The following is a 15,735-nucleotide window of genomic DNA, read 5'->3' as shown; positions in this document are numbered from 1 at the left end:
GATCAGCTCTTCAGCCGATAGCCGGTGCGGAAGATCCACGTCACGCTGGCAAGGCAAAGGGCGAGGAAGATCAACGTCATCGCGAGGCTGATCTCCACCCCGACATCGGACGTGCCGAAGAAGCTCCAGCGGAAGCCGCTGATGAGATAGACCACCGGGTTCACGAGACTCACCGTCCGCCAGAAGGGCGGCAGCATCTCGATGGAATAGAAGCTGCCGCCGAGAAAGGTGAGCGGCGTGACGATGAGAAGCGGCACCAGTTGCAGCTTCTCGAACCCATCTGCCCACAATCCGATCAAAAAACCGAACAGGCTGAACGTGGTCGCGGTCAGCAGGAGAAACGCTACCATCCAAAGCGGATGCTCGATCCTCAACGGTACGAACAGGGCCGCCGTCGCCAAGATGATGAGGCCGATCAGGATCGACTTCGAAGCCGCGGCACCGACATAGCCGAGCACGATCTCCAACGGCGAGACCGGTGCCGACAGGATCTCGTAGATCGTCCCGGCAAAGCGCGGGAAGTAGATGCCGAAGGATGCGTTGGCGATGCTCTGCGTCAGCAAAGAGAGCATGATCAGGCCTGGCACGATGAAGGCGCCATAGGCGACTCCATCCACGGAAGCCATGCGTGCACCGATCGCTGCGCCGAAGACCACGAAATACAGAGAGGTGGCGATGACCGGAGCAACGATGCTCTGAAGGCCCGTCCGCCAGAAACGCGCCATTTCGAAGAGGTAAATGGCGCGAATCGCCGGCCAATTCATCGCCAGCGGATTCATCGGGGCGACCTTCATGCCTGCTCCCTCACGAGATCGACGAAGATGTCTTCGAGGGAACTTTGGCTCGTGGAGAGATCGCGAAATGGGATTCCCGCCGCAGCGAGGTCGGTGAGCAAAGTCGTGATGCCGGTGCGCTCGCCCTTGGTATCGTAGGTGTAGACAAGCTCCTGACCATCCGCCGATAGCGCGAGGCCGTGTGGGGCCAATTCGACCGGCAGGGCAGGGAGCGGAGCTTGCAATTGCAGAGTCAGCCGCTTTTTGCCGAGCTTGCGCATCAGCTCGGCCTTCTCCTCGACCAAGATGATCTGCCCTTTTCGGATCACGCCGACGCGGTCGGCCATCTCTTCGGCCTCGTCGATGTAATGCGTCGTGAGAATGATGGTGACGCCTTGGTCACGCAGCTTCCGCACCAAGCGCCACATATCCTGACGCAGTTCCACGTCTACGCCTGCGGTCGGCTCGTCCAGGAACAGGATACGCGGCTCGTGGCTGAGGGCCTTGGCGATGAGTACGCGCCGCTTCATGCCACCGGACAGCGTCATGATGCGGCTGTCCTTCTTGTCCCACAGCGACAGGTCACGCAGCACCCGCTCGATATGACCAGGGTCGGCCTTCATACCGAACAGCCCCCGGCTGAAACTCGTTGTCGCCCAAACCGTCTCGAACGCGTCCGTAGTGAGCTCCTGCGGCACGAGGCCGATGGCTCTTCGCGCATTACGGTAGTCTTTTGCGATGTCGTGGCCGTCCACCGTAACGGTGCCGCCGCTTGCCCGGACGAGTCCGCAGACGATGCTGATCAGTGTCGTCTTACCGGCACCGTTGGGGCCGAGCAGGGCGAAGATTTCACCCCTAGCGATATCGAGGTCGATATCCTTCAGGGCATGGAGACCCGATGCGTAGACTTTGGACAAGCCCGCGATGGAGATGATAGGCGGCATCGAATCTCCGTGGATTATTTTTCTTCGGAGCGACTAACGGCGCTGCCATACCATGGAGACGGGTGCCGCGGACGAGTGTGAAGCGGCACGCCGGAGAACAAAAAAGCCGCCTTGCGGCGGCTTTCTCCGAACGTCGATGGAGGTGACACTCAGGCCTGAAGGCGCCCCTTAACCTCGTCCAGGCTGGAGCGGACGAGCGATAGAGCCGCATCGCCCCGGAGGCGCTCCCGCAGGATCACCTCGGACACCTTTACGGCAGCATCGGCGGCGGCGGCGCGAACCTGCGCGGTCGCCTGAACCTCGGCCTGGGCAATCTTGGTCTCGGCCGACTTGGTGCGGCGAGCAATGAACTCGTTCAGACGGGCGTGGCCTTCGTCGGCGATGCGCTGGGCCTCTTCGCGGGCTCCGGCAACAATCGCTTCGGCTTCGGACTCAGCCTGGCTGCGGCGCTTCTTGTAGTCGGCCAGCACCGTGGCAGCCTCCTCGCGCAGGCGGCGGGCCTCGTCGAGTTCGGAGCGAACGCGGCGGCCGCGGGTGTCGAGGGCCTTGGTGATCTGAGCGAAGCCGCCGACCTTCCACACGACGCCCATGAACAGGACGAAGGCGACGGCGACCCAGAACTCGGCATCCAACAACATTCTCGTCGTCCTATTTCGTTGGCGTCCGGCAGGGCAGGGCCGGACCGGTCACGTCTGCTGCAGGCGCACTCAGTGCGGGATGGCGACGCGGTTCAATGCGGTATCGAGGCTGGCCTGGTCGGGAGCCGTCCCGGTGAGGCGCTCGACGATGGCGGAGGCCGTTTCGCCGGCGATGGAGCGAACGCTGCCCATGGCTTCGGCGGTGCGGGTGCGAATCGTGGCTTCGGAGGCGGCGATCCGGTCGTTGAGCTCGGCCTCGAGCGTCTTGCGACGGGCTTCAGCCTCGGAGCTCAAGGCAGCGCGGGTCTCGGTTGCGATGGTGCGGGCCTTCGCCTGGGCATCGGCCAGCGACTTCTCGTAGGCGGCTCCGGCTGCCTCGGCCTCGGACTTCATGCGCTGGGCCTCGTCGAGATCGGACGAGAGGCGCGTGGCACGGTCGTGCAGGATCGCCTGGATGCGGGGCAGGGCCACCTTGTCCATCAGGTAATAGAGCAGGCCGAAGGCCAGTGCGAGCCAGATCAGCTGCGAGAGAAAAGTATGGCTTTCGAACGGCGGAAAGCCGCCGCCATGTTCGGACGCGGGCGATGCCATGATGCCTTCATGGGTTGCGGTCGGATGGGCCGGCTGAGCCATGACGTCCTTCGCTCAAAGTAAGTTCGTGAATGAGGACCGGGCGCGCATCCAGGGGAGTGGGGCGCCCGGTCCGGGTCTGCTCTCGGATCGACGAACGTCGTCGATCTTAGACGGCGAACAGGAGGAGCAGCGCGACGAGCAGCGAGAAGATGCCGAGCGCTTCCGTCAGCGCGAAGCCGAGGAGCAGGTTGCCGCGCTGGCCGTCAGCGGCCGACGGGTTGCGAAGGGCACCGGCGTAGAACTGGCCGAAGAGATTGCCGAGGCCGATGGCGGCACCCGCCATTCCGAGGCAGGCGAGGCCGGCACCGATGTACTTAGCGGCTAAGGGATCCATCAAATTGCTCCTGGTGTCGGTTCGTTCGTTGCGTGGAGAGAAATCCGGCCGCAACCGCGGACCGGGGACGGAAGGGGATACCGCCGGGGCCTAGTGGCCGGGGTGGAGGGCGTCGCTGAGGTAGATCGAGGCGAGCGTCGCGAAGACGTAGGCCTGCAGACCGGCGACGAGGAACTCGAGGGCCGTCACCGCGACGCTGAGAGCCAGCGGCAGCGGAGAGATCGCACCCCAGGCGCCCGCGGCGAGAAGCGCCGGAACGAAGCCCGCGAAGATCTTGAGGGCGATGTGGCCGGCGAGCACGTTGGCGAAGAGACGCACCGCGAGGCTGATCGGCCGCGAGACGAAGGAGACGATCTCGATGGCGACGATCATCGGCATCAGCCAGCCCGGCACGCCAGAGGGCACGAACACCTTCAGGAACTTCGTGCCGTGGGCCATGAAGCCGTAGACGATGACGGTGGTGATCACGAGGAGCGCCAGCGCGAAAGTCACGATGATGTGGCTTGTCACGGCGAACGCATAGGGGATCATGCCGAACATGTTCAGGACGAGGACGAACATGAACAGGGAGAAGATCAGCGGCATGAACCGCTCGGACCCGTGCCCGGCCGACTGACGGAGGGTCGAGCCGATGAACTCGTAGAACACCTCGGCCACGGACTGCATCCGGCCCGGCACCACCGAGCGCTGCGCCGTCGCCACGATCGTGATCAGCGCGATGATCCCGACGGCGGCAAACATGTACAGCGCCGACTGGGTGAACGCGATTTCCTGATTGCCGATATGACCGAAGGATACGAGCGGCTTGAGCTCGAACTGGTGGATCGGATCCATCTTTACGGCCATTGCCGCTACCGTCCTTCTGTCCACGAGCGGGCGAGATGCCCGCTTTGCCTCAGGACCGCTCGAAAGCGGCAAAATTCGCCGATCAGGACCGTTCCCGATCCTGGTTCTTGTCGACCGCGTTTTTCGCGGCCGGCCTCGAGAGCGAGCCCGAGACACGCATGACGTTATAGACGCCGGTTGCGAAGCCCAGCATGAGCAGAACGATCAGACCCCAGGGCTTCGTCCCCAGAAACTGATCGCACAACCAGCCGAGAATGCCTCCGGCGAGGACACCGGCGATGAACTCCGTGGAGAGTCGCATCGCCAGGCCCAAGGATGACGCCCCGTTGGAGCCACCGGCACCCGACGAGGGGCGGGAAGGAGCGGCGGGCCGCTTCTCCTCGATCCGCTTCTCGAGATGCTTTAGTCTCGCCGAGAGATCCTCGTCCGGCTTCTGCCGTCCGTCTCCATTCCCGTCCCCTGCGTCGTTACCGCTCACGGCGAAAACTCACATTGGCGAGAGTGGAGGGAACCGGCCTGAAAACCCCGTCAAGCGCGGCGCACCATAGTTTCGCCTATCTTGAGTGTCAAGGCGCGCCGAATGGGCCTTAAGTTCCTGTAAAATATAGATAAACAGGCCCTTGCGACGATCCTGAACGATGCGCCCCGTGCATGAAGGGCAATCGGAGGCCAAGCTTCGGTCTCAGGCACCCAGAATCGGCTTGATGACCTTCTCCATCCCGTCGATCGTCATCTCGCCCTTGAAGCGCTCGCCGTTGATGAAAAAGGTCGGCGTCGAGTCGACTTTGAAGGTGTCCAGCCCCTTCTGCTTCACCGCGTTCACGGCAGCGTAGAGCTTCTGATCCTTGAGACAGGTCTCGAATTTCTCCTTCGAGAATCCGGCTTGCCGCAACATCTGCTCCAAGGCATCCACCGGCGATTGCGGCTTCTGCACGTAGGCCCAGCCCTGCTGCTGGTCGAACAGCAGATCGGTGATGGGATAGTATTTCGCGTCGCCGTCGCAGCGGGCCAGCATGAAGGCCGCGGTCGCCAGAGGATCGAGCGGAAACTCTCGCAGCGTGAAACGGACCTTGCCGGTGTCGACGTAGCGCTCCTTCAAAGCCGGCCAAGTGTTCTTGTGAAACGCGGCACAGTGCGAGCAGGTCATCGAGGCATATTCGATGATCGTGACCTTGGCGTCCTTCGGCCCCAGCCACACGTCACCGAGGGGGCCGGGCTCCATCAGGGAAGCGAGGTTCGCATCCTGGGCGAAGGCGTCGAGGGTCAGCCGGGGCAGGAGCGCAGCCGCGCCGATCGCCATGCCGGTGAGTTTCAAGGTGTCGCGACGGGTGATCATGATGTCGACGGGCTCCGCTCGAAGATCCGATCCATGCGGCTTGCGGTAGAGACCCGCGAACAATCTGACAAGACGGGACCTGCGGTCCCGCTTCCATGCGCCGCGACACGGATGGTGTCGGAAGTGAGATTCAGCGAGATTGCGGTGGTGAGGAGGCCACGATCGCCACGCCGAGCCTATCGAGGGCGTCACGCAACGCGTCGTCGCCGATGGACGACACGGCGAGGGCGACTTCGCCGCGCTTCACCGGATCGAGGGGCGGCACGACCCGCTTGCGAACGGCTTGATGAACGCGCCCCTGCTTGAGGACGAGCTTGCCGATGCAGGCCCAGCCATAATGGGCGTTGATGCGCTGGATCACCACGGGAGCCAGATGCTGCAATTCCAGGGCGAAGACGCCCTCCACCCGCACCACGAGCGTGCCTGGATCCGGCCGGCCCTGCTCCTCCCGCTTGGCACGGCGCGGCCATTCGAGCTTCGAAGGCTGACAGAAACGGGCGAGGCGCTCGCCGACGATATCGGGCCAGGCCGCGAGGATATCGGTGGAGGCGAACCCCTGCGCGGCGAAAGCCGGTCCGATACAGGTCTCGATCAGCTCGGCGAGGGGTTTGATGCGGGCCATGAGCTCCGAGAGTTTCCGATGCGGGCGGACGCCGCATGATAGCCCGAACGGCGCCGGCTTTCGAATGCTTTGATCGTTCGCCGCCACCCTGTATGGACGGGCGCCCAACACGCCGGATCTCATGTCGCGGGATTTCATGTCACCGGACTTCACGGCAGCGACCGGTTCTTCTGTTGGAGGCCCGCAGGCCGCCGATCTCCTTTCATGGTACGACCGGCATCGCCGCGTCCTCCCTTGGCGCGCCCTGCCGGGGGAAGCTCCGGACGCCTATCGGGTCTGGCTGTCCGAGGTGATGCTGCAACAGACCACGATCGCGGCGGTCAAACCGTACTTCCTGCGCTTCTTGGAACGCTTCCCCTCCGTGGAGGCCCTCGCGGCGGCGCCGGAGGAGAGCGTCATGTCGGCTTGGGCCGGCCTCGGCTATTACTCCCGCGCCCGCAACCTCCATGCCTGCGCCAAGGCGGTCGTGGAAGCCGGCGCCTTTCCCGACACGCTCGACGGCTTGCGCAAGCTGCCCGGCATCGGCGCCTATACGGCCGGCGCTATCGCGGCCATCGCCTTCGACAGGCAGGAAGCGGCAGTGGACGGCAATGTCGAGCGGGTGGTGACCCGGCTCTTCGCAATTGAGACGCCGATCCCCGCCGCGCGTCCCGAGATCCGGCGGCTGACCCAGAGCCTCGTCCCGGCGCAGCGGCCCGGTGACTTCGCCCAGAGTCTCATGGATCTTGGTTCGACCATCTGTACGCCGAAGCGACCGGCCTGCGCCCTCTGCCCCTGGATGGCCCCCTGCGAGGCCCGCACCCTGGGGCTGCAGGAAACGTTTCCACGCAAGATCAAGAAAACGAAGGGCGTCGAGCGCTATGGCGCCGCGTTCGTGGCGATCCGGAGCGGCGACGAGGCCGTATTGCTACGGACCCGCCCTCCCGAGGGGCTGCTCGGTGCCATGGCGGAGCCTCCGACCAGCGCATGGGAAAGCGGTTACGACGTCGCCCAGGCCCTGCTCGACGCTCCGCTGGACGCGCGATGGAAGCGGCTGCCGGGCGTGGTGCGCCACGTCTTCACGCATTTCCCGTTGGGACTGACCGTCTTCGTCGCCCGCGTCGGCCTCGCCACGAAGGCACCGGCCGGCATGCGCTTCACGCCCAGACGCGACCTCGAAGAGGAACCGTTGCCCGGCGTCATGAAAAAGGTGCTGGCCCATGCGTTCGATCCGAAGCCCGAGGCCGTGAAGCGCGGACGGCCGAAGGCCATGCGGGCGGTCCAGGACACGCCACTCTTCGCAGAAGTCGAGGCTCCGCCGCCCGAGCCGCGCCCGAGCTTTCGCCCAGTGCCCAAGCCGGTGCCGCGCGAGGTGGTAAAGCCGCCGATCGAGGACGGGGAGGGGTTTTTCAACGAGCCGGAGGAATCGCCCCCGCCTGTGGCGCCGCGCAAGCGCGGCAGGCCAAAAACGCGTCCTAGATAGGACGAGCGCGAACCCTCACCCTGCGGGAGAAGTCGGCTCGCGTCCGATCCTCTCACCTTTGAGAGAGCTAGGCGGCCGGCCCCATCGCGGCCCGCATCCGGCCCCGGAACACGTCGATCAGAACCAGTTTTCCGTCACGCTTGGCGTGCCAGAAATCCCACCCATTGCAGGAGGGGAAGCCCTGAACGAGGGCGCCGATCTTGTGGATCGAGCCCATGGCCGGCCCGACCATCAGCGTCCCATCGGGACGCACCACGGCTTCGTGGCGACCGCGCGCATCGGTGAGGATCTCACCCGCGCGGATATGGCCGGCCTCGATCACGCTGAGGAAGGCGACGCGTGGCTCGGCCCGCTTGGTCGGGGCGACGAGGAGGGCGGCCTTGGACAGGGGCTCCACGGCGTCGATCCGGGCGCGGGCCGCCTCGGCATAGACCGTCTCCCGCTCGATGCCGATGAAGCGCCGGCCGAGCCGCTTGGCGACGGCCCCGGTGGTGCCCGTGCCGAAGAACGGGTCGAGCACCACGTCGCCGGCATTCGTCGCCGAGAGCAGGGTCCGGGCGAGCAGGGCCTCGGGCTTCTGGGTCGGGTGGACCTTCTGGCCGTCGGCGCCTTTCAGGCGCTCATCGCCGGTGCAGAGCGGGATGAACCAGTCCGAACGCATCTGGACGTCGTCGTTACCGCCCTTCAGCGCCTCGTAATGGAAGGTGTAGCCCTTCGATTCCGCCGAGCGGGAAGCCCAGATCAGGGTTTCGTGGGCATTGGTGAAGCGCTTGCCGCGGAAGTTCGGCATCGGGTTGGCTTTCCGCCAGACGATGTCGTTGAGGATCCAGAACCCGAGGTCCTGAAGCACCGAACCGACGCGAAAAATGTTGTGGTAGGAGCCGATGACCCAGAGGGTCGCGTTCGGCTTCATCACCCGGCGGGCAGCGGTGAGCCAGGCACGGGTGAACTCGTCATAGGCTGCGAAGCTCGAGAACTGGTCCCAGGCGTCGTCGACGGCGTCGACCCGGCTCTGGTCGGGCCGCAACAGCGAGCCGTCCCCGAGTTGGAGATTGTAGGGCGGGTCGGCAAAGACACAGTCGACGCTTGCCGCCGGAAGGGCGTTCATGGCGGCGATGCAATCCCCGACGAGGATTTCGTCGAGAGGGAGACGCTGGGCGGCGGGTACGAGACCCATCCGCGGCGCCGACACGAGTCGCCCGGTACGCGAGACACTTTTCCGGGCGACGGTGTCGGCAACCGCGGTACGCAGGGAAGCCATGGCAAACACCGGTTACGCGACTGACCGGCAGACCATGGGGCCGTTAACGTAAAGGGCAGGTTGCCGGGGTGTAGACAATGCGTCTCGATTTGGGGCTGCAGATTTTGCCTACCCGCTCCAATACTAACGAATTTTCATCTCTTGCTTGATAAATTTAACCATCCGTTCACCATGAAATCACAGGCGAACGTATATCAACCAGCTGATCTGGAGTTCGACTTGGAACTTCGTCCGGGCCCGTCGCGGATGCTTTCAGCCCACGCGCACCCCATCGGCAGCCATTCCGGAATCGTCAGGGTCACGGGCGACGCGCGCCTCCCATGCACCGCACGCCGGGTTACGGCGATGTCTCGCCATCAATGTGGCAGGGGCCGTGACGGAGTTGGAGAACGGGACCAGACCTGTCAACGACCGCCTCCATCCGCTCTCAATATAGAATTTCAGCGCACGCCCGATTTGCAATGTCTTTAGATTTTATTCACACATCCTGAGACCGTCGAAGGCTAATGAAGGCAGGTCTTGCCACATTCTACTGATCTCATTTCAGCCTTCATTGGCTCTATGTTCCGCAGCCTCTGCAACAACAAAGGGAATGCGGATGAATATGAAGCCTGTTCGTTGGACCGCTGCCGCTATTGGAACCGCCATGTCTCTCGCCGCACTCAGTGCACCGGCCGCAGCCCAATCCGGCGCGGCCTCCTGGTACGGTAGCGGTCGCAAGACCGCGAATGGCGAGCGCTTCAATCCGAACGGGATGACCGCCGCCCATCGCAGCCTGCCGTTCGGCACCCGTGTCCGGGTCGAGAACAAGCGCAACGGCCGCTCGGTGGTGGTGCGCATCAACGATCGCGGGCCTTTCGTGCGCGGCCGGATCATCGATCTCGCCAAAGGCTCTGCCCGAGCGCTCGGCATGGGCGGCACGACCTACGTCTCGCTCAAGGTCGTGAACTGACGCGGAACCCGTGACGTCATGGGCATGCCATAGGATGGCGGTGCCGGGTCGCGACGACGTGCGGCATGCCTCATCCTCCTGATGCCGCATGGTGATTCCGCGAAAGGCGGGTTTCACTGCCGCGCTTGATCAACTAAGGGGCCGGTTGCCGTTGCATGGATGGCGATCGGCCCCATCTTGACGGCTGGATGCGTGTTTGAGGATGGTTCCCCCATGGCAAAGCCCCTGATCGTCGAGATTCCCCACGAGATCGGCCCCGTCGAGGCGAAACGGCGGATCTCGAGCGGGCTGGACAAGGCGAAGGCGGCCTGCGCCAAGGCCGGAATCAATGTCGAACACATGACCTGGACAGACGACCGTCTGAACTTCGCCATGTCCGCCATGGGCCAGAAGGTGGACGGCGAGGTCGACGTCCTTCCGGAGACGGTCCGTATCGAAGTGCGCCTGCCGATGCTGCTGGCCCTGTTCGCCGAGCGGATGAAGAAGATCATCGGCAAGGAAGGCAACCAGCTCCTGATCAAGAAGGGCTGAGGAGCGCCATCGGGGGAACGGCAACGGGCACTCGCCCGTTTCCAGCCCTCTCCCGAAACTTCGCGAGCAGGTGGCGCCGCCCATGTCGAATCCAGGCCCGATAGATCCCGCGCCCATCCCGGAAGCTCCGGTTCCCGATACGCCCTACGAGGCCCCCCAAACGCCGCCGCCGGCTCCCGGGCCGGATATCCCCGCGTCGACGCCGGCCGAGGCGCCCACCGAGAGCCCGACGGAGATCCCCGTGATCGATCCGAGCCCCGCTCCCGTCTCGCCCGATCCGTCGCCAACCGGCCCGGCTAACCCGACGATGTAGCCTCACAGGCAAAACCGCATTTGTTCGGGAGCGGCTGCGCTGCCATAAGCCCGCATCATGGCTGCTCCCCCGCTTCTCACCCTCCAGAACGTCGCGCTCACTTTCGGCGGCACTCCGCTGATCGAACAGGCCGACCTTGCGATATCCCCCGGTGAACGGACTTGCCTCGTCGGCCGCAACGGCTCGGGCAAGTCGACGCTGATGAAGATTGCCTGTGGGCTCATCGAGCCCGACAAGGGCGTGCGCTTCGTCCAGCCCGGCACCACGATCCGCTACCTTGCGCAGGAGCCGGATTTCTCGGGGTTCACCACCACCCTCGATTTTGTCGAGCACGGTCTCACCCATGGCGACGACGCCTACCGCGCCCGCTACCTGCTGGAGAGCCTGGGACTGACCGGCGCCGAGAACCCGGCGAGCCTGTCGGGCGGTGAGGGGCGGCGCGTGGCCCTGGCGCAGGCTCTGGCACCCGAGCCCGACATCCTGCTGCTCGACGAGCCTACCAACCATCTCGACCTGCCGGCCATCGAATGGCTCGAAGCGGAATTGAAGTCCGTGCGCGGCGCACTCGTTCTCATCAGCCACGACAGACGCTTCCTCTCGGCCCTGTCGAAGACCACCGTCTGGCTCGATCGCGGCATCACGAGGCGGATCGAGCAGGGCTTTTCCACCTTCGAGGCCTGGCGCGACGCCTTCTTCGAGGAGGAGGAGCGCGACCGGCACAAGCTCGACCGCAAGATCGCCGACGAGGAGCATTGGCTGCGCTACGGCGTCACGGCGCGCCGCAAGCGCAACGTCCGGCGGCTCGGCAACCTCCACGCCCTGCGCAAGGATCGACGGGAGGACCGCCGCCCCGTCGGCACCGCGACGATGACCTCCACCGAGGCGGAGAGTTCCGGCGCCCTGGTGATCGAGGCCAAGAATGCCGCCAAGGCCTATGGGGAGCGCCGCATCGTCGACGATCTCTCGATCCGGGTGATGCGTGGCGACCGGCTCGGCATCGTCGGCGCCAACGGCGCCGGCAAGACCACCCTCATCAACCTGCTCACGGGACAATCTGCACCGGATTCCGGCACCGTCGCCTTGGGCACGAACCTCAAGATGATGCTCCTCGACCAGGCCCGGGCTGTGCTGGACCCATCGATGACGGTCACCGAGGTGCTCACCGGCGGTAGCGGTGACAGCGTAGTCGTCGGCGGCGTGAGCCGTCACGTCATCGGCTACCTCAAGGACTTCCTGTTCGCCCCGGAACAGGCCCGGACCCCGGTGAGGGTGCTCTCCGGCGGCGAGCGCAACCGCCTTCTCATCGCCCGAGCCCTGGCCCAGCCCGCCAACCTCCTGGTCCTCGACGAGCCCACCAACGACCTCGACCTAGAGACCCTCGACCTCCTGCAGGAGATGCTGTCCGATTATTCCGGCACGCTGATCCTGGTGAGCCACGACCGTGACTTCCTCGACCGCGTCGTCGGCAGCGTCCTCGTCAGCGAGGGGGAGGGGCGCTGGGTCGAGTATGCCGGCGGCTATACCGACATGGTGACGCAGCGCGGCCAGGGCGTCGAGGCGCGCAAAAGCGCCACCGCGCCTCGCCCCGACGGCAAGGTGAAGCCGGGCCGCCTCGTCAGCACGTCCGCGCCCCCGGCGCCCAAGACGAAGATGGGGTTCAAGGACCAGCACGAGCTGAAGACCCTGCCGGAGCGAATCGCGAAGCTGCAGACCGAGATCGCCAAGATCCGCACCGTCCTCGCCGACCCGCAGCTCTACAGCCGCAATCCGGTCCTGTTCCAGAAGGCCTCGGCGACCCTCGCGGCGGCGGAGGCCGACCTCTCGGCGGCCGAGGACCGCTGGCTGGAGCTGGAGATGCAGCGGGAAGGGTGAGGCGGGTCGCCCTCCGCACCGGACGCCCGGCAGAGCGTGTCGGCTCGGGCTCCCCCGCTCGATGACGCGCGCCCCTCGACCGGGGGAAGACGGAGCGTTCACGAGACCTTCGCCCCCGATGGGATGCCAGAGAACTCCGAGGCTTCCCGATAGGGGTCCCATGGCCGAGACCGTTCTCCGCCACATGAAACTCCTTGATAAAATTCCTATTCTATGCCTATATCCCCGCACCTGCCGCCCAGCGAAGGGGGCCTGTCCGGTGACCGACCGGGTGGGCCGAAAGGGGCGGCGGGGCGGTGCCTGCGTCGGTGGTGTCGGTCACCATCGCCCCGGGCGGCGGCTCGATAGTCTGGTGGCTCGGATGGGGGCGCGGTAGGTCGGGAGTTAAATGCCCCGGCACCGACCCCGTTCTGGGCTGCCATGACGAGGTTTGCGGCCCCTCCAATACGAGAGGGCGTGCGGGGCAAAGTCCGTTCGAACAGCCGGGCTGGGATGCAACACGACCACCTCAGGCGCGACGCAACGCGAGGACCGCTGGAGACACCGCGACGCAAAACAGGCCCCGGCGGGAACGCCGGAGCCTGACGGGACGCCGGGGGACCGGCAAACTCTTATAGCGCTCAATGGGTTCCGCGGCGTCCCGCGTCCCCTGTTTGGGGCTTCTTCTGGGCCATGCCCCCGGCGCTTGTCCGCGCGCGGGGGTGAAGGCATGTGGACAAGGAAAGAGGCGGCGATCGATGGGAATGAGCCTGCGGCGTCTTCAAGATGCCGCGAAGCGGGTGTCTGGTGGCGGCCGATCCCCGAGGTTCGCATTGCCCGCCCTCCCGTCCTACCCCTTGCTCCAGAAATTCGGCTGGGCCGTCGGCCTGCCCGGACTGGCGCTCATCGTCGGCGTCGCGACGCCGTTCCTCGCCAGCCGCGCGGAGCGGAGGCTCGAAGACAACGCCGGGGCGGTCGTGCGTGCGACGGCCGAGACGGGGTTGGAGCCCTGGCTGCGCCTGACGGTACGCGGCCGTGACCTCATCGCCACCGGGGAGGCGCCCGACGAGGCCGGGCGCGTCGCGGCCCTCGACAGGCTCAAGCGCCTGCCTGGCCTGCGCCACGTGGTCGGGCGTATCGGGATCGTCGAGGATGCCTCGCCCTTCGTCTGGACGGCGACACGCACCAGCCCGGAACGGATCGAACTGACCGGCAACCGGCCTGTCGAGATCGGTCCGAGTGCCCTTGCCGCGAAGCTCGCCCCGGAACTTCCCTCCGAGACCAGGATCGTCGATCAGGCGAAAGCCGCGCGCGGGGCACCGCCGGACTTTTCCGCCGCCTCTGCCTTCGCGCTCGAACAGCTGAAGCCGCTGGCTCCGGGCGCCAGCGCCACCATCGCCGATACCACGGTGTCGCTCAGCGGCGAGGCATCGACGGTGGCCGATTACGAGGCCGTCAGGCAGGCCTTGGCCCATCCCCCGACCGGCTTCACCATGGGCAAGGTCGACATCCGGCCAGCAGCGACCCCCGATTTCCGGTTTGCGGTGACCCGCGAGCGCGGCGGCAACCTCGTCCTTTCGGGTAATGTCGTGTCGGAGACGGCACGCGAGGAGATCCGCGCCATGGCCGACGACGCCGCCGATGGCGCCACGGTGGACGACCGGATGCAGACCGCCCGTGGTCTCGCGGATGGGATCGATCCGACCACGCTCGGCCGCTTCGCCTTCCAGCTTTCGTCCCTGTTGCAGGACGGCAGCGTTACCTATTCCGACTCGCGCCTGTCGGTCTCAGGAACCGCCCTCGACGGGCAGGCCATCGGCGAGATCGACGCGCTTTTGCGCGACGGGCGACCGTCCGGCACCAGGGCTGGGCCTGTCGATCTCGCCGCCATGCCGCTCTCGCCCTATCGCTTCATGGTCCGGCGTGAGAGCGATGCGGTGACGCTGACGGGACATCTTCCCGACGGCGCTACGCGCGACCGTATCCTGGCGACGCTGCGACCGCGCTTCTTCCGCGAACGCATCGTCGACAAAAGCCGCATCGCGGAGGGCGCGCCGGCCAATCTCAGCGGCGCCATCGAGGCCGGCATCAGCGCGCTGTCCCTGCTCGCCACGGGCGAAATCCGCATCTCGGACAGGACTCTCGCGCTCTCCGGGAATAGCCTCTACCGCGAGAGTGCCGGACGCTTCGAAATGGACCTCTCCCGGCGGATGCCGGCCGGTTGGCAGGGGCAGGCCGAGGTCAAGCCGCCAGCCAGCGAGACCATGGAGGATACGGCCTGCCGGGGCTCGTTCGACCGCGCGATCGAGGGGCGCCGCCTGCTCTTCGCCCCCGGCAGCGTCACCCTGAAGGCGGAGTTCTATCCGACCCTCGACGCGGTGGCTTCAGCTGCGAAAGCCTGCACCGGCCTGCGCATCGAGGTGACGGGGCATGTCGACCCGGCCGGTGCCGCGGGCGCACCGAAACCCGCCCTCGATGCGGGAGTGGAGAACACCTCTTCCGTCGATTCGGGGAAGGCTCGGGACGCCGACAAGGCCTCGAAGCCGGTGGTCGCGAAGACCGACAAGCCCCCGGTGAAGCCCGCCGATCCCAAACCGGCTCCGGCGAAGGACGGCAAGGACAAGGCGACCGGCGACAAGGCGGCGAAGGAGAAGGATGCCAAGACGGAGGCCCCGAAAGAGGCGAAACCGGCGGAGCCGGAACCCGACATGGCTCGACAGCGAGCGCTTGTGATCGTCGAGTATCTGCTCCAAGCCGGCATCCCGGCGGACAGGATCGTCGCCGCGCCCGCCGGTCGCGCCAATGCCACCGGGCAGGGCGTCGGCCTCGCCCTGCGCTCCTGAGAGATCGTCCCGATGCTTCTGCTGTTGACGATTCTCTGGCCCGCGCTGGCCGCCAGCTTCGCGCTGGGCACCGCCATCGGATGGCATTTCGGACCGCCACGCGACCGGCTTTCGACCGCCATCGGGCTCGGACTCGGATCCGGGGCCGTTGCGCTCGCTGGGCTCGCTTTCAGCGGGATCGTACCGGGCCGCCCGGGCTTCTGGGTGGAGAGCGCGGCGCTGAACCTGACGGCCTATATCGTCGGCGCCGGAACCGGAGCCCTGGCGAGGCTGGCGCGTCCATCGCCGAGGGTGTCGGGCCTCGACGGTGTCAGCGGCTCCCCCGACCGCCTCGCCTCGTCGCCTCGACCGGCTGCCAGTGCCGAGCGGAAGCTTCGTGGGAAAGCTTCGGGGTGA

General features: G+C 65.9%; 17 protein-coding genes. 7 read left to right on the top strand and 10 right to left on the bottom strand.

Annotated elements, in window-relative coordinates; translation table 11 throughout:
• Positions 1-2: 2 nt before the first annotated feature.
• The 9 genes from IPV08_RS02280 to IPV08_RS02240 all read right to left on the bottom strand — a co-directional run bounded on the left by IPV08_RS02280 (position 3) and on the right by IPV08_RS02240 (position 6,126).
• A complete protein-coding gene (locus IPV08_RS02280; protein WP_207410766.1) occupies positions 3-764 on the bottom strand; it encodes an ABC transporter permease in 762 nt (253 codons plus the stop codon).
• Positions 765-790: 26 nt separating this feature from the next.
• Positions 791-1,717, bottom strand: coding sequence for an ABC transporter ATP-binding protein (locus IPV08_RS02275; protein WP_207410552.1), 927 nt, complete (start codon positions 1,715-1,717; stop codon positions 791-793).
• 149 nt (positions 1,718-1,866) lie between these two features.
• Entirely contained in the window at positions 1,867-2,352 is a 486-nt protein-coding gene (locus tag IPV08_RS02270) for an ATP F0F1 synthase subunit B (protein ID WP_207410765.1), read from the bottom strand.
• A gap of 72 nt (positions 2,353-2,424) precedes the next feature.
• The gene (locus IPV08_RS02265; protein WP_207410551.1) at positions 2,425-2,988 is read right to left on the bottom strand and encodes a F0F1 ATP synthase subunit B'; all 564 of its coding nucleotides are present in this window, start codon (positions 2,986-2,988) and stop codon (positions 2,425-2,427) included.
• 106 nt (positions 2,989-3,094) lie between these two features.
• Positions 3,095-3,322, bottom strand: a complete 228-nt coding sequence (locus tag IPV08_RS02260; RefSeq protein WP_018044493.1) for a F0F1 ATP synthase subunit C — start codon at positions 3,320-3,322, stop codon at positions 3,095-3,097.
• A gap of 90 nt (positions 3,323-3,412) precedes the next feature.
• Complete coding sequence (locus IPV08_RS02255; protein WP_018044492.1) at positions 3,413-4,168, bottom strand: F0F1 ATP synthase subunit A; 756 nt, start codon at positions 4,166-4,168, stop codon at positions 3,413-3,415.
• Positions 4,169-4,250: 82 nt separating this feature from the next.
• The gene (locus tag IPV08_RS24405) at positions 4,251-4,646 is read right to left on the bottom strand and encodes an AtpZ/AtpI family protein (protein WP_207410550.1); all 396 of its coding nucleotides are present in this window, start codon (positions 4,644-4,646) and stop codon (positions 4,251-4,253) included.
• A gap of 204 nt (positions 4,647-4,850) precedes the next feature.
• Positions 4,851-5,504 carry a DsbA family protein gene (locus IPV08_RS02245; RefSeq protein WP_056430592.1) on the bottom strand — a complete coding sequence of 218 codons (654 nt, stop codon included), beginning with the start codon at positions 5,502-5,504 and terminating at the stop codon, positions 4,851-4,853.
• Positions 5,505-5,634: 130 nt separating this feature from the next.
• Positions 5,635-6,126 carry a DciA family protein gene (locus IPV08_RS02240; RefSeq protein ID WP_056430444.1) on the bottom strand — a complete coding sequence of 164 codons (492 nt, stop codon included), beginning with the start codon at positions 6,124-6,126 and terminating at the stop codon, positions 5,635-5,637.
• 136 nt (positions 6,127-6,262) lie between these two features.
• On the opposite strand from IPV08_RS02240, the gene mutY reads away from it, so the two are divergent.
• The gene (gene mutY, locus IPV08_RS02235) at positions 6,263-7,588 is read left to right on the top strand and encodes an A/G-specific adenine glycosylase (RefSeq protein WP_246747757.1); all 1,326 of its coding nucleotides are present in this window, start codon (positions 6,263-6,265) and stop codon (positions 7,586-7,588) included.
• A gap of 67 nt (positions 7,589-7,655) precedes the next feature.
• Here mutY and IPV08_RS02230 read toward each other — a convergent pair whose 3' ends face one another.
• On the bottom strand, positions 7,656-8,849 hold the full coding sequence (locus IPV08_RS02230; RefSeq protein ID WP_281435311.1) for a site-specific DNA-methyltransferase: 1,194 nt from the start codon (positions 8,847-8,849) through the stop codon (positions 7,656-7,658).
• Positions 8,850-9,495: 646 nt separating this feature from the next.
• Between IPV08_RS02230 and IPV08_RS02225 the strand changes: the two genes are divergently transcribed.
• From IPV08_RS02225 to IPV08_RS02200, 6 genes are all read left to right on the top strand, one after another.
• Positions 9,496-9,801: a septal ring lytic transglycosylase RlpA family protein gene (locus IPV08_RS02225; protein ID WP_018044485.1), complete on the top strand. Its 306-nt coding sequence runs from the start codon at positions 9,496-9,498 to the stop codon at positions 9,799-9,801.
• 213 nt (positions 9,802-10,014) lie between these two features.
• Entirely contained in the window at positions 10,015-10,332 is a 318-nt protein-coding gene (locus IPV08_RS02220; RefSeq protein ID WP_027172816.1) for a polyhydroxyalkanoic acid system family protein, read from the top strand.
• Positions 10,333-10,414: 82 nt separating this feature from the next.
• A complete protein-coding gene (locus IPV08_RS02215) occupies positions 10,415-10,645 on the top strand; it encodes a hypothetical protein (protein WP_056162480.1) in 231 nt (76 codons plus the stop codon).
• A gap of 57 nt (positions 10,646-10,702) precedes the next feature.
• Positions 10,703-12,517: an ATP-binding cassette domain-containing protein gene (locus IPV08_RS02210; RefSeq protein ID WP_207410544.1), complete on the top strand. Its 1,815-nt coding sequence runs from the start codon at positions 10,703-10,705 to the stop codon at positions 12,515-12,517.
• Positions 12,518-13,329: 812 nt separating this feature from the next.
• Entirely contained in the window at positions 13,330-15,339 is a 2,010-nt protein-coding gene (locus tag IPV08_RS02205; protein ID WP_246747742.1) for a BON domain-containing protein, read from the top strand.
• A 12-nt stretch (positions 15,340-15,351) separates the two neighbouring features.
• Positions 15,352-15,735, top strand: coding sequence for a hypothetical protein (locus tag IPV08_RS02200; RefSeq protein ID WP_207410534.1), 384 nt, complete (start codon positions 15,352-15,354; stop codon positions 15,733-15,735).

The sequence above is a fragment of the Methylobacterium sp. SD274 genome (assembly GCF_017355285.1).
GTDB lineage: Bacteria > Pseudomonadota > Alphaproteobacteria > Rhizobiales > Beijerinckiaceae > Methylobacterium.
This window is presented reverse-complemented; position numbering and strand designations above follow the sequence as displayed.